This is a genomic window from Arthrobacter sp. 147(2020), from assembly GCF_013116715.1.
Classification (GTDB): domain Bacteria; phylum Actinomycetota; class Actinomycetes; order Actinomycetales; family Micrococcaceae; genus Arthrobacter_D.
The window spans coordinates 16731-29448 of the sequence record NZ_JABFOM010000019.1 but is presented as its reverse complement, the minus strand read 5'-3'; the positions used below and the strand labels follow the sequence as shown (position 1 = coordinate 29448).

The 12718-nt window shown below is 65.9% G+C and carries 13 protein-coding genes; 8 read left to right on the top strand and 5 right to left on the bottom strand.

Annotated features, from left to right (window positions below; all coding sequences use genetic code 11):
• Positions 1 to 2 precede the first annotated feature (2 nt).
• A complete protein-coding gene (locus HMI58_RS12510; protein ID WP_171620188.1) occupies positions 3 to 503 on the top strand; it encodes a helix-turn-helix domain-containing protein in 501 nt (166 codons plus the stop codon).
• Entirely contained in the window at positions 500 to 1834 is a 1335-nt protein-coding gene (locus HMI58_RS12505; protein WP_171620186.1) for an MFS transporter, read from the top strand. The genes HMI58_RS12510 and HMI58_RS12505 overlap by 4 nt, the downstream gene beginning before the upstream one ends.
• 21 nt (positions 1835 to 1855) lie before the next feature.
• On the opposite strand, the gene HMI58_RS12500 is transcribed toward HMI58_RS12505, so the two are convergent.
• Positions 1856 to 2953 carry an alkene reductase gene (locus HMI58_RS12500; RefSeq protein WP_171620184.1) on the bottom strand — a complete coding sequence of 366 codons (1098 nt, stop codon included), beginning with the start codon at positions 2951 to 2953 and terminating at the stop codon, positions 1856 to 1858.
• A gap of 294 nt (positions 2954 to 3247) precedes the next feature.
• Between HMI58_RS12500 and HMI58_RS12495 the strand changes: the two genes are divergently transcribed.
• Together HMI58_RS12495 and HMI58_RS12490 are read left to right on the top strand one after the other, a co-directional pair.
• Positions 3248 to 3550 carry a DUF4193 domain-containing protein gene (locus HMI58_RS12495; RefSeq protein ID WP_026553250.1) on the top strand — a complete coding sequence of 101 codons (303 nt, stop codon included), beginning with the start codon at positions 3248 to 3250 and terminating at the stop codon, positions 3548 to 3550.
• A gap of 21 nt (positions 3551 to 3571) precedes the next feature.
• Positions 3572 to 5143: an MFS transporter gene (locus HMI58_RS12490; protein ID WP_318779216.1), complete on the top strand. Its 1572-nt coding sequence runs from the start codon at positions 3572 to 3574 to the stop codon at positions 5141 to 5143.
• 15 nt (positions 5144 to 5158) lie between these two features.
• Here the strand turns inward: HMI58_RS12490 and HMI58_RS12485 are convergent, their stop codons facing one another.
• Entirely contained in the window at positions 5159 to 5551 is a 393-nt protein-coding gene (locus HMI58_RS12485; RefSeq protein ID WP_171620182.1) for a hypothetical protein, read from the bottom strand.
• A gap of 96 nt (positions 5552 to 5647) precedes the next feature.
• Here HMI58_RS12485 and HMI58_RS12480 point away from each other — a divergent pair, with 96 nt between their 5' ends.
• Positions 5648 to 6478, top strand: coding sequence for a tryptophan-rich sensory protein (locus tag HMI58_RS12480; RefSeq protein WP_171620180.1), 831 nt, complete (start codon positions 5648 to 5650; stop codon positions 6476 to 6478).
• A gap of 118 nt (positions 6479 to 6596) precedes the next feature.
• On the opposite strand, the gene HMI58_RS12475 is transcribed toward HMI58_RS12480, so the two are convergent.
• Positions 6597 to 7442, bottom strand: coding sequence for an NAD(P)-dependent oxidoreductase (locus HMI58_RS12475; protein ID WP_171620178.1), 846 nt, complete (start codon positions 7440 to 7442; stop codon positions 6597 to 6599).
• On the bottom strand, positions 7439 to 8443 hold the full coding sequence (locus HMI58_RS12470; protein ID WP_171620176.1) for an aldo/keto reductase family protein: 1005 nt from the start codon (positions 8441 to 8443) through the stop codon (positions 7439 to 7441). Before HMI58_RS12470 ends, HMI58_RS12475 begins: the two co-directional genes overlap by 4 nt.
• Positions 8444 to 8640: 197 nt before the next feature.
• Between HMI58_RS12470 and HMI58_RS12465 the strand changes: the two genes are divergently transcribed.
• Together HMI58_RS12465 and HMI58_RS12460 are read left to right on the top strand one after the other, a co-directional pair.
• Entirely contained in the window at positions 8641 to 9714 is a 1074-nt protein-coding gene (locus HMI58_RS12465; RefSeq protein ID WP_171620174.1) for a peptidoglycan bridge formation glycyltransferase FemA/FemB family protein, read from the top strand.
• Positions 9715 to 9762: 48 nt separating this feature from the next.
• A complete protein-coding gene (locus HMI58_RS12460) occupies positions 9763 to 11475 on the top strand; it encodes a threonine/serine exporter family protein (RefSeq protein WP_225668088.1) in 1713 nt (570 codons plus the stop codon).
• Positions 11476 to 11478: 3 nt separating this feature from the next.
• Here the strand turns inward: HMI58_RS12460 and HMI58_RS12455 are convergent, their stop codons facing one another.
• On the bottom strand, positions 11479 to 12261 hold the full coding sequence (locus tag HMI58_RS12455) for a uracil-DNA glycosylase (protein ID WP_171620172.1): 783 nt from the start codon (positions 12259 to 12261) through the stop codon (positions 11479 to 11481).
• Positions 12262 to 12405: 144 nt separating this feature from the next.
• Here HMI58_RS12455 and HMI58_RS12450 point away from each other — a divergent pair, with 144 nt between their 5' ends.
• A complete protein-coding gene (locus HMI58_RS12450) occupies positions 12406 to 12690 on the top strand; it encodes a DUF3263 domain-containing protein (protein ID WP_318779219.1) in 285 nt (94 codons plus the stop codon).
• The last annotated feature ends 28 nt before the right edge of the window (positions 12691 to 12718 follow it).

Here is a 12718-nt window from a genome sequence, read left to right as displayed (position 1 = left end):
CCATGCCACTGCGTTCGGACTGGTCAGGAAAAAGCTGCCCCATTGCCCGGGGCCTCGAGGTCCTCGGCGACCCCTGGAGCATGATGGTGCTGCGGGAGGTGTTCTTCGGCAACACCCGGTTCGGCGACATCCAGGCTCGGATCGGTATCGCCGACAGCGTCCTGAGCAAACGGCTTCTATGGCTCTCCGACACGGGTCTGCTGGAAAAGACACCGTACGACGACGGCGGGAGGACCCGCAACGAGTATCGCCTCACCACCAAGGGGGAAGGCGTGCTGCCGGTACTCAACGCCGTCGCCCAGTGGGCCGACAAGCATCTTGAACCTCCCCACGACGAAGCCCACATGCGGGTTATCCATACCGGGTGCGGCGAGGAAACCACCAGCGCCGACACCTGCACCCACTGCGGGACCTCCCTGGACGCATCGGTGACCAGTTGGCACAGCCTGACACGATCCGAGGCGCCCATTCGTCTCGCCACCGCCCTCGGTCAGCACCGATGAGTAACCAGTCGTCCCGGCGGAGCAACATCGGTCCAGCAGCAGCAGCACGACGGCGGTTCCATCCGGCCTGGGCGGTCGCCGCTGTGGCGTTCCTTGCCCTGGTCGGATCAGCCGGGTTCCGCGCGGCACCGGGTGTCCTCATGCTGCCCCTGGAGGAGGAGTTCGGCTGGTCCCGCAGTATCCTCTCGCTGGCCGTCAGCATCAACCTGGTGCTTTTCGGCCTGACAGCGCCCTTCGCCGCGGCCCTGATGGAACGGTTCGGGATCCGCAGGGTCACAGCCATTGCCCTTCTGGTCATCGGGGCAGGGAGTGGACTGACGGTATTCGTCACCGAACCGTGGCAGATCGTCCTCACCTGGGGTGTGCTGATCGGCCTCGGCACCGGTTCCATCGCGCTCGTATTCGCAGCCACGATTGCCAACACCTGGTTCGTCAAGCACCGTGGTCTGGTGGTCGGGATCCTGACGGCCGGCAGCGCCGCCGGTCAGCTGGTGTTCCTGCCGGTCATTGCGGTGATGGTCGAATCGTCGAACTGGCGGAACGCGTCACTACTCATCGCCGCCGGCGCCATCGCCGTCGTGCCGATGGTGCTGCGCTGGGTCCGCAACTCTCCCCGCGACCTCGGGGTCGCCCCGTACGGAGCGGAACCGGGGGATGACCCGCCCGCCGTGGACACCGGCACCCGGGTCAATGCCGCGGTCCGCGCATTGCAGGTTCTGAAGAGGGCCAGCAGGAGCCGCACCTTCTGGGCACTGGTAGCCGGATTCGCCATCTGTGGTGCCACCACCAACGGCCTGATCGGCACCCACTTCATCCCCTCGGCCCACGACCACGGGATGCCGACAACGACGGCGGCCGGGCTGCTCGCCGTCGTCGGTCTCTTCGACATTGTCGGAACCATCCTGTCGGGGTGGCTGACTGACCGGTACAACCCGAAGATCCTCCTGGCCGTCTACTACCAGTTCCGCGGCATCAGCCTGATCGCCCTGCCTGCGCTGCTGTCGGCCACCGTGGAGCCCAGCATCGTCATCTTCGTGGTGATTTACGGACTCGACTGGGTGGCAACAGTCCCTCCCACCGTCGCGATCTGCCGTGATGCGTTCGGCGCGGACGGCGGAATTGTGTTCGGCTGGGTGTTCGCCTCACACCAGCTCGGCGCGGCTGCCGCAGCTTTCGCCGCCGGCGCCATCCGCGACGCGACCGGCCGGTACACCATCGCCTGGCTGGGGGCCGCCGCGCTGTGCACGGTGGCGGCGGTGATCAGTCTCAGCATCCGCACCGACAGGAACGAGCGCACCATCAACCCGGACGATGCGCTCGTGGACCGCTAGCGCGGCCCTTCCCTCGGCAGGTTAGGAGGCGGAGGCAGCCGCTTCCGGGTCCTGATAGAACGGGTAGTCGATGTAGCCTTCGGCGCCGTGGGAGTAGTAGGTCAGCGGGTCCGGCTCGTTCAGGGGCAGGCCCTCCTGCCAGCGGCGCGCCAGGTCCGGGTTCGCGATGGCCTGACGGCCGACGACGACGGCGTCGCCCAGGTTCGATGCCAGGATGTCCTCGGCTTCGTCCAGGTCGGTGATGACGCCGAAGCCGCTGTTCACCAGGAAGGGCCCCTTGAAGCGTGAGCGGATTTCCTGGATCAAGGCACCGGCGGGGTCTTCGTGCAGCACACTCAGGTAGGCGAGGTTCAACGGGGCGATGGCGTCGGCCACAGCGCCGTAGGTGGCGAGGATATCCTCCGGGTCGGCGGGCAGCACATCCCTGCCGCTTGGTGCGGGGGAGATGCGCAGGCCCACCCGCTCGGCGCCGATGGCCGCAGCGACAGCCTGCACCACCTCGATCATGAAGCGGGCGCGGTTCTCCGGGCTTCCGCCGTAGGCGTCCTCGCGCTGGTTGGTCTCGGTGAACATGAACTGGTGCAGCAGGTAGCCGTTGGCCCCGTGCAGCTCCACCCCGTCCATGCCAGCCTCAATCGCGTTCCTTGAGGCCTGCACGAACTCCTCGATGACGCCGGGCAGCTCCTCGGTGGTCAACGCGTGGGGGACCGGGTAGGGCTGCTTCCCATCGTAGGTGCGGGTCTCCCCGTCAATGGCGACGGCGCTCGGCGCGACGACGGTGTGCCCACCGGTCGTTGCTTCGTGGGTGACCCGGCCCGCGTGCATGATCTGGGCGTAGATCAGACCGCCGTCGTCGTGCACCGCATCGGTCACCTGGCGCCACGCGGCCACCTGTTCCGCCGTGACCAGTCCCGGCTGGCCGGGGAAGCCTCGGCCTGCGTCGCAGGGGTAGGTGCCCTCAGTGACAATCAGGCCCAGCGAGGCGCGCTGCCGGTAGTGTTCCACCACCATGGGCCCAGGAATGCCTTCCCTGCTCGACCGGACCCGGGTAAGGGGTGCCATCACGAGGCGGTTGGACAGTTCAATGTCACCAATGGTGAGCGGGGTGAAGAGAGTCACAGGCTGCACTTTCCGTTGGAAGTATATTCTGCAGTGGGCAACCACACCTACGGGTGACCTATTCCGTGGTGCCTCCGGAGGGGTCCGGAAGCGGTGCTGCGGGGGAATATTTGGGCTCCGGTTTCCCTTACACAGGTGTCACCGGGTGGAGCATTCCGGAAGGCCCGAAACAGGGCGTCTTAGTCGCGCAATCGTGCGAGAATATCCCCGGCACAGTGGCCGGGATAAACGGGTTAGACTCGGTGGCTGCATCACCCCAGAGGGCTTTAACGAATTCAGGAGAACGGCACCGGCATGGCAACGGATTACGACGCACCGCGCAACAACGATGAGGACAAGGAAGCCGAGTCCCTCGAAGCCCTTCAGGCTAACCGTGGCAGCAAGTCGCAGTCGGCTTCGGTTGATGTCGAGGACGCTGACACAGCCGAGGGCATCGACCTTCCCGGCGCCGATCTGTCCGGTGAAGAACTGCTGATCCGGGTGATCCCACCGCAGGAGGACGAGTTCACCTGTTCCTCTTGCTTCCTGGTACGCCACCGCAGCCAGGTAGCCCGTCAAAAGGGCGACCTCCTGTTTTGCCGGGAGTGCGAAGGCTAACGATGATGGCGGGGGAGCGCAGTGTCTGAAACTGCAGCGTCTGCAACTCACGACGACGGTGGACAGCCCATCCGTTTCTCCTCCACTGCGGGCCGCTGGGTCCTGCTGGCAGCAATCCTCGGCTCAGGCCTCGCAGGCATCGACGCCACGGTAGTCAACGTGGCCCTGCCTGCCATTGGCGCTGACCTGCAAACCGACTTCTCCACCCTGCAGTGGACAATCACTGCCTACACCCTCACCCTCGCGGCCCTGATTCTGCTCGGCGGGTCCCTCAGCGACCGGTACGGCAGGCGCAGGATCTTCGTGATCGGCGTCATCTGGTTTGCCGTCGCGTCCCTGTGCTGCGGCTTGGCACCCAACGCTGAAATCCTAATCTTTGCCCGGGCGCTCCAGGGAGTCGGTGCGGCCCTGCTCACGCCGGGCAGTCTCGCCATGATCCAGGCCACGTTCCATCCGGATGATCGGGCGCGGGCTATCGGCGCCTGGTCCGGCCTTGGCGGGGTGGCCACGGCGATCGGCCCGTTCCTCGGCGGGTGGCTGGTCCAGACGGTGTCCTGGCGGTGGGTCTTCCTGATCAACGTCCCGCTGGCAATCGCCGTCGTCCTCGTCGCCCAGCGCCACGTTCCGGAGACCAGGGATCAGACCAGCAGCGGACGACTGGACCTGTGGGGTGCCGGGCTGGGTGCGGCGGCGCTCGCCGGCGTCACCTATGCCCTGATCGAGGCTCCGGCGAGGGGGCTTTGGTCGCCCGCAGTGCTCGGCGCGGCAGCAGTCGGCGTCGTCGCGGCCGTCGCCTTCCTCCTGGTGGAGGCACGTGGCCGGAACCCGATGCTGCCGTTGTCGATCTTTTCCTCCACCCAGTTCAGTGCCACCAATGCTGTGACCTTCCTGGTCTATGGAGCGTTCGGCGGGGTCTTTTTCCTCCTGGTGGTGCACCTGCAGGTTGTTGCCGGGTTCACCCCGCTGGCGGCCGGCACCGCGATGCTGCCGATCACCGTCCTGATGCTGCTGCTGTCGTCACGGTCCGGACAGTTGGCCACACGAATTGGACCGCGGCTGCCAATGGCCCTGGGCCCGCTGGTGTGCGCGGTCGCACTGCTGCTGATGCTGCGGATCGGACCGGGCGCCTCGTACCTCTCGGACGTTCTGCCGGGCGTCGTCGTCCTGGGCCTGGGTCTGTCAATCTTGGTGGCTCCCCTGACCGCCACCGCGCTTGCCACAGTCGATAGCCGCCACGCAGGGCTGGCGTCAGGAGTGAACAATGCCGTCGCCCGAGCAGCGGCCCTGATCGCGGTCGCGTTGTTGCCATCGCTGGCCGGTCTTTCGGGGAGCAGCTACACGGACCCCGTGGCCTTCAATGGGGGTTTCCGGATTTCCGTCCTGATTGGCGTCGGCACCCTGGTTGTCGGGGCTGCCCTGGCAGCCTTGACCATCCGCAACAATGTCCTGGTAGAGGAGGGCGGCCAGCAGCGGCCGGATCAGCCCGCCGCCTCTACCGCCCCGGAGCGGGAGCCCCAGGGGATGAGCCACTGCGCCGTCGATGGTCCCCCGATTGGGGTGTCGACGACGCAGCGGCATCAGGCTCAGCCCTAGGAGGGCGGGCACGTCCTACTGGTCGAGCAGATCCTGCGCTTCCTGACCGAGCGGCGAACCGCCCAGGTGGGCGCTGTCGTCGCTGGCATCAACCTCCGATTCATCGGCCGGGTCCTCGAAATCCACATCCGCCACTGCTTCGCCCAACGTCGGGACATCAGGTGCCAAAGCTCCGTCAGCGCCGTCGCGGAGTGCCTGCTCGCTCATGATGTCCTCTTCGGTCGCCGTCGCGGCCGGTTCCTCCTGCAGCAGTGGGTCGTTCTGCCACTGGTCGGGGTTGTCTTCGGCCGCGCCAGGGTAGCTGTCGGGCTGCCCCTCGGTCACCGGATCCAGTTCTTCAGGACCCGCCGGGTCGATTCCGTCGGTGATGCTCAGGTCCTCTTCAGGACGATTCGTTTCCTCAGTCATGACATGCCCTTTCGAGTAAACACGTGAACTACCCAGCCTACTGACCAGTTGATCAAAGAGATAGTTTCCTCAACGGGGCTCGGGTTGAATGGAGACATGACTTCCCACCTGTCACCCAGGACAACCACCGGCTCCGACCTGTACCGCCAACTGGCAGTGACGCTGAGCCTGATCGTCTGCGTGGTGGGCTCCATGATTGGCGTCGGCGTCTTTGGCGGTACGCCCATCGCGGAGGCGGCGGGTGGCGCCCTCGGCTCGGATGCCACGCTGCTCGCTCCGGCCGGTGCCGCCTTCTCCATCTGGAGCGTCGTGTACCTCGGCCTGGTCGCCTATACCGTGTGGCAGTGGCTGCCGGCCCAGAAGGCCAGCCCGCGTCAGCGGGCGTTCGGCTGGCTGGTAGCAGCTTCCATGCTGTTGAACGCCGCGTGGATCCTGAGCATTCAGGCGGGCTGGCTCAACGCCAGCGTGCTCGTGATCCTGGTGCTGCTAGCCGTCCTGACCGTTGCGTTCCTCCGCTACAGTTCACGACCCGCCGCGTCGTGGCTGGAGGCAGCGATTGTCGACGGCACGCTCGGCCTCTACCTGGGCTGGGTGTCGGTCGCAGTGTGCGCCAACATTGCTGCCGCGTTGTCGGCGGTGGGGTTCGACGGTCTCGGCCTCAACCCCGACCTGTGGGCAGTCGGAGTGCTGCTCGTCGTGACGGTGGTCGGCGTCGGCCTGGCGGTCAAGGGCAACGGCCGCCTCGCGGTGGCTGCGGCGATCGGCTGGGGACTGACCTGGATCGCCGTCGGACGGACCAGTGGTCAGATGGAATCGTCGGCGACGTCGATCACGGCCGCCGTCGTCGCGACAATCATCGTGCTCGCCACGATCACCATCAGGATGCGTTCGGGACGCCGCTCAGAAGCTGTACCGCGCACGGCCTGAGCCAGTACACACCGCGAGGGGAGAGACAGGGCGGGTCCGGGAGTCCCGAACCCGCCCTATCTCACCCCTCGGCGGCTGCGGTGTCGCTGAAAGTGCCCGCTACACGTGATCGACCCACTTACACGTGGTCGCGCCAGCTGTATTGCGGGTCGAAGCCCAGCACGCGGCGAGCGTGATCGATGGAGAGCAGGGTCTCGTGTTCGCCCACTTCCTTCACCACGTCGACGTCGGGAAACACCTCGGCTGCCAGCGAAGCGCTGGAACGGCTCATCACCGTGTCAGCCGCAGCAATGATGAACCGGTCGAAGCCGGGACCGGCATTCTCCAACGCCCGCTGCACCGCCTGTGCGCCGTCGCGGCCGTCGATGTATCCCCACAGGTTCCACTTCCGGGCCATCGGGTCCTCGTCGAACGAGGGGAACTTCGCGTAGTCCTCCGGGTCCATGACGTTTGAGAACCTCAGGGCCGTGATGCTCAGCTCGGGGTCCCAGCGGGTCAACTGGATCGCCATCTGCTCTTCGAGGTGCTTCACCAGGGAGTAGGTGCTTTCCGGGCGGGCCGCATACTCCTCGTCGACGGGGATGTACGGCGGGTCCTGATCGAACGGCAACCCCAGCACCGTCTCGCTGGAGGCATAGGCGATCTTCTTGATCCCCAGTCGCCGGCACGCCTGGAACACGTTGTAGGTGGACGGCATGTTGTTGTGGAAGGTGGCGGCATCCGAGTAGATCCCCGGCGCCGGAATGGCTGCCAGATGAACGATTGCGTCGAAGCCCTGGTGCCTGTCGTCAACTCCCGAGAACGCGTCGATGACATGCCCGTAATTGGTCAGGTCAACCTTCACGAAGCCGGGGCCGCGTTCGCCGAGTACATCCATTCCGGTGACGTCGTGCCCGGCGGCCCGCAGGACCGACACCACTGTCTTGCCCAGTTTCCCGCTGGCACCGGTTACGGCGAGCCTCATGCTGGGCGCTGCTCGGGGGAGACGGTCTTGGCGGGGTCGGTTTCGGCCATTGAGCCAACGGCGTCGTCGATCTTCGCCATCACCTCGGCGTCAAGGGTCACGCCCGAGGCGACGGCGTTGGACTTCACCTGCTCCGGCTTGGACGCACCAATGATCGCGGCTGCCACGTTCTTGTTCTGCAGGACCCACGCGACGGCAAGCTGCGCCATGGTCAGGCCCACCTCGTCGGCGATGGGCTGGAGCTTCTGCACACCGGTGAGTGTCTCATCCGACATCCACCGCTTGATCATGTTCGAGCCGCCCTTGTCGTCAGCCGCCCGGGACCCCTGCTCCGGGGTGCCACCCGGCTGATACTTCCCGGTCAGCACACCCTGGGCCACGGGGGACCAGACAATCTGGGACAGACCCAGTTCCTCGGACACCGGCACCACCTCGCCCTCGATGACTCGCCACAGCATCGAGTACTGCGGCTGGTTGGAGATGAGCTGGAAGCCGAGCTCCTTCGCCAGTTCATGGCCTGCCCGGATCTGCCGCGCGTCCCATTCGCTGACCCCGATGTACAGGGCCTTGCCCTGGCGGACGACGTCGGCAAACGCCTGCATGGTCTCCTCCAGCGGAGTCTCGTGGTCGTAGCGGTGCGCCTGGTAGAGGTCCACGTAGTCGGTCTGCAAGCGTTCCAGGGATCCGTTGATCGACTCCATGATGTGCTTGCGGGAGAGCCCGCAGTCGTTGGGCCCCTTGGGTCCGGTGGGCCCCCAAACCTTGGTGAAGATCTCCAGCGACTGCCGCCGCTCGCCCTTGAGTGCTTCACCGAGCACGGTTTCAGCCGCCGTGTTCGCGTACACGTCGGCGGTGTCAAAGCTGGTGATGCCCACATCCAGGGCCGCCCGCACGCACTGGGTGGCGACGTCGTTCTCCACCTGCGATCCGTGGGTCAGCCAGTTGCCGTAGGTGATTTCTGAAATCTTGAGTCCACTGTTTCCGAGGTATCGATAGTCCATGCTTCCGATGCTAGGGCACCATCAGCTGAATGAGGAGGATCACATCGCGGTGTCGGTTGCCTAAGGTGACCAGTTTCCCCACAGGGATCGTTGGCCGGGCACCGGCGCTCCCGGCGCAGCCTGCTGGCTGACCAACGCCAAGCGGGCCAGCCGTTACACTGAATTGTCTTTGTGTCACCACCACTGATTGAGGGATTTTGGTTAAGTTCACCGCGCGTCTAGCCACGGCCGAGGAGCGGGACAACTGGGACGCGCTGGTGACGGCAAACCCCAACGGCGGAAACATACTCCAGTCGGCATCCTTCGCCGAAGTGAAGTCGCACCACGGGTGGACTCCCCGTTTCCTGGTCTTCGAATGCGCCGACTACACCACCTACAATCTGGTGATCGAAAAGCGGCTCCCCCTGCTGGGTGCCTTCTGGTACCTCATCAAGGGGCCCGACGTCGCCGACCCGTCGCATGTCCCCGCCGTCCTCGACGCCTGCCGGGAACTGGTCCGCACCGGACGCCACAATGTGTTCGCCATCAAGGTGGAGCCGGACATCCCCGCCGACGACGACGTCGACCGTCAGTTCCGGGCCGCGGGCCTGATCAAGACCTTCGACCTGCAGCCGAACGACCACACGGCCCTCCTGGACACCACACCGGAGCCCAACCAGCTGTTGCGCAACCTGCATTCACGAGGGCGCAACGCGGTGCGGCGCGCCATCCGGGAGGGTGTTGAGGTGCGCCGGATGGATCCCACCGACGAGAACTTCCGCACCATGTACGCGCTGATGGCCCACATTGAGGACCGGTCCGCGGCGAAGCTGCGCTCCTACGAGTACTACAGCCGGTTCTGGAAGAACTTCGCCGACGCCGGTCAGGGACGCCTGTACTTCGTTTATGAGGACGGCGAACCGTCGGTTGGCGCGTTTGTGATCAACTACGGGCTGAAAGGCACGTACAAGGACGGCGGCTCCAAACCCAGGCGGTCCCAGTACGGCGACTCCCATCTGGTGCAGTGGCAGGCGATCACCGACCTCAAGGAAGAGTTCGGCATCATCGAATACGATTTCTGCGGCACACCGCCCAGCGACCGGCTCAAGGACACCTCCCATCCGCACCATGGATTGGGGCTGTTCAAGACCAGCTTCACCAAGACTGTGACGGACTTTGTCGGCTGTTATGACCTTCCGCTCAGCGCGTGGAAGTATCGACTGTGGAATGCCATCGGGGAACGAGTCGCCCGGCAAATCTACTGGCGCCGACACCACCAGCCGTTCTACTAACCACCACTCCCGCCGCGGGCGGGCACACCGGATGAAGGGGTGAATCCCATGGGTGAAAAGACCGAGTCAGACGATGGCCGCAACCCCGACACCAATCCGGCGCCGGTAGCCCAGCAACTTCCCATCATCCCCACCGCCGGGACCCCCGCCAGTGTGGCGGCACCCGCGTCCCGGCCGGTCCACGCGCTGCCGGGAACTCCCGACGCTCCGGGGTCCGTGGGCCGCCCGGGCAAGCCAGCCAGGGGCCTGTCGGCCAAAGGGAAGCCCAGGCCGCGCCCGGCAGCCGCCAAGCCGGACCGCCGGACCTATTCGACGCCCACTGACGCGCTGCCCACCACTCCGCGTTCGGTCCGTCCCGACCGGTCCAACGCCGCCGCCCGCAAGGTCCTCCGGCGGCTGGTCCAGGGGGAGGCCCCGCCCACCCAGGCCATGAGTATCGTGGAGCGGCTCGCGGGAAGCCCCTACGCGAATCCCACCATCCAGGCGTCCGGGCCGGACATCAACGCCCGACGGACCCTTGACTTCGCGCTGAGCCTCGCCGAGACAATGTTCAGGTACGGCGCGGGCGCACTCGAGGTCGAAACCAGCATCATCGCGGTCACCGCCGCCTTCGGGTTGGACAACATCGAAGTGGATATCACCAACCAGTCAGTCATCCTCAACTACTCGGCCAAGGACCAGACACCGGTCACCGTCCTGCGTGTCGTCCGATCGTGGACCAACAACTACGCCGGACTCCTGAAGGTGCACCAGCTGGTGACCGACATTGTCGACGGCGGCACCACCCGGATCGAGGCCGTGACGCGGCTCGAGGAGATCACCCACAAACCCAAACCGTTCCCGCGGTGGATGGTGACCGCTGCCTTCGGCATCTTCGGTGCCGCCATCGTGGGGTTCATCGGTGGTACCCCGCTCGAGTCATTGATCAGCTTTGCCAGCTGCATCGGCGTCGACCTTCTCCTGCGGCAACTGGGCAAGTGGCGCGTCCCGGAGTTTTTCGCGGTGGCCACCTCCTCCGGCATGGTGACGATTGTCGCCATGTTCTTCTGGTGGCTCGATATTGGGGTGGCGCCGTCGTTCGTGGTGGTCGGTGGCATCCTGCTCCTGCTGCCGACCGGGCGGCTTGTCTCTGCGACCCAGGACGCGATCAACGGGTTCCCCGTGACCGCCGCGGGCCGGTATCTGTCAGCCTTCCTGGTGTTCGCTGCGATCGTCTCGGGCCTCGCCGTGGCGTTGGTCGCGGGCGCCCTGATCGGCATCCCGGAGCTGGAGCTATCCACCTCCGTGGGCTCCCTGTACCCCCTCCCGGTGGTCGCCGTGCTGGTGTTCATTGCGGTCGGCATGATCTGCATCGCCGAGCAAACGGATATGAAGCTGGTGATCCCCACCTCGCTGATCGGGGTGACGGGGTTCCTGCTCTATTCGCTGGTGATCTTCCTGGGGGTGGGCTACCGCCTTGCCCCAGCGGTTGCCGCAGTGCTGATTGGCATGCTGGCGAGGGTGGTGGCGCTGCGCATGGGGGCGCCCCAGTTGGTGGTGGCGGTCCCCGCAGTCATGTTCCTCTATCCGGGGCTGATGGTGTTCCGGTCGATGTACGGGCTGACCATCGAGACGGAACTCATCGGGGACGGCACCAACACCCTGTTCAACGCGCTGACCATCATCCTGGCGGTGGCTGGCGGCGTGGTGCTCGGGGACAACCTGGCGCGCCCGCTCACCAAGGGCGCCAGCAGCAACGAACGCCGCAACCGGCGGCGGTAGGTCCTAGCGCAACTGCCAGTCCACGCCGCTGGCGCCCTGCTCGGCGAGGAGGTCGTTGGTCCGGCTGAAGGGGCGGCTGCCGAAGAACCCGCGCGACGCCGACAGCGGGCTGGGGTGGACCGACTCGACAGTGGGGGTGTCCCCAAGCAGCGGCTTCACCTGTTGGGCGTCGCGACCCCACAACACGGCGACCAGGGGAGTGTTCCTCGCCACCAGCGCCTGGACGGCCGCGCTGGTCACCGCTTCCCAGCCCAGTCGCCGGTGCGAGGCGGCGTCGCCGGCGCGGACCGTCAGCACCCGGTTCAGCAGCAGCACACCCTGCTCGGCCCAGCCGGTCAGGTCTCCGTGAGCGGGAACCGCCACCGACGTGTCAGTGGCGAGCTCCCGGTAAATGTTCGCCAGGCTTCTCGGCAGCGGTCGGGTCCGCTCGGACACCGAGAACGACAGTCCGACGGCGTGACCCGGCGTTGGATACGGGTCCTGGCCAATGAGGAGCACCTTGACCTCCTCCAGGGGGTAGCTGAAGGCACGCAGAATGTCCGCGGGTTGGGGCAGGATCTGGTGACCGGCGTCGACCTCGGCCTGCAGGTCACGAGCCAGGCGGTGCAGGTCGGGTTCCACGGACGCCAGCGCTGCTGCCCAGCTGGGATGGACGACGTCGGCCACCGTGCTGGGCGCAGCGAAGGGAAATGGTTCGCTGTGCTGCTTCGCCGAGGATGATGCACGCGGGGGTGCGGCGGGGGCAGCCACGGGTTCCGGGAAGAGGGCAGCCTGATGATCCGACATCTTCCCATCCTGCGGCCCACCTGCACTAAATGACAACCTTGTTATTCCCAATTACCATGGGGAGCAATCAGGCAGCGTGAAAGCGGGCTGCATTTTGCTAAGGGGCGGTGGACAGTGACGGAAGCAGCGGGTGCGGATAACGCCGTGCAGCCATCCCCGGAGCAGCGCCCGGGGGTAGGGGACCTGGGCGACCGGGAGCAGCAGATGCTTGCCCTGGAACGTCAATGGTGGAAATACTCGGGCGCCAAGGAGCAGGCGATCCGGGAATTGTTCGACCTGTCGGCCACCCACTACTACCAAATCCTCAACGCCCTGATCGATACCGAGGCGGCTCTCGCCCACGATCCCATGCTGGTGAAGCGACTGCGTAGACTACGTACATCCCGTCAGCGTGCTCGCTCAGCCCGCCGCCTCGGCGCTGACATTTAACGTCTCTTCTCGAGACGTAACAGGCGCC

Excerpts from the sequence above, each read along its gene's own strand:
- HMI58_RS12470 (WP_171620176.1), bottom strand. The coding sequence starts at position 8,443 with ATGGACTATCGATACCTCGGAAACAGTGGACTCAAGATTTCAGAAATC.
- HMI58_RS12485 (WP_171620182.1), bottom strand. The coding sequence starts at position 5,551 with ATGACTGAGGAAACGAATCGTCCTGAAGAGGACCTGAGCATCACCGAC.
- HMI58_RS12480 (WP_171620180.1), top strand. The coding sequence starts at position 5,648 with ATGACTTCCCACCTGTCACCCAGGACAACCACCGGCTCCGACCTGTAC.
- HMI58_RS12495 (WP_026553250.1), top strand. The coding sequence starts at position 3,248 with ATGGCAACGGATTACGACGCACCGCGCAACAACGATGAGGACAAGGAA.
- HMI58_RS12460 (WP_225668088.1), top strand. The coding sequence starts at position 9,763 with ATGGGTGAAAAGACCGAGTCAGACGATGGCCGCAACCCCGACACCAAT.
- HMI58_RS12510 (WP_171620188.1), top strand. The coding sequence starts at position 3 with ATGCCACTGCGTTCGGACTGGTCAGGAAAAAGCTGCCCCATTGCCCGG.
- HMI58_RS12505 (WP_171620186.1), top strand. The coding sequence starts at position 500 with ATGAGTAACCAGTCGTCCCGGCGGAGCAACATCGGTCCAGCAGCAGCA.
- HMI58_RS12475 (WP_171620178.1), bottom strand. The coding sequence starts at position 7,442 with ATGAGGCTCGCCGTAACCGGTGCCAGCGGGAAACTGGGCAAGACAGTG.
- HMI58_RS12455 (WP_171620172.1), bottom strand. The coding sequence starts at position 12,261 with ATGTCGGATCATCAGGCTGCCCTCTTCCCGGAACCCGTGGCTGCCCCC.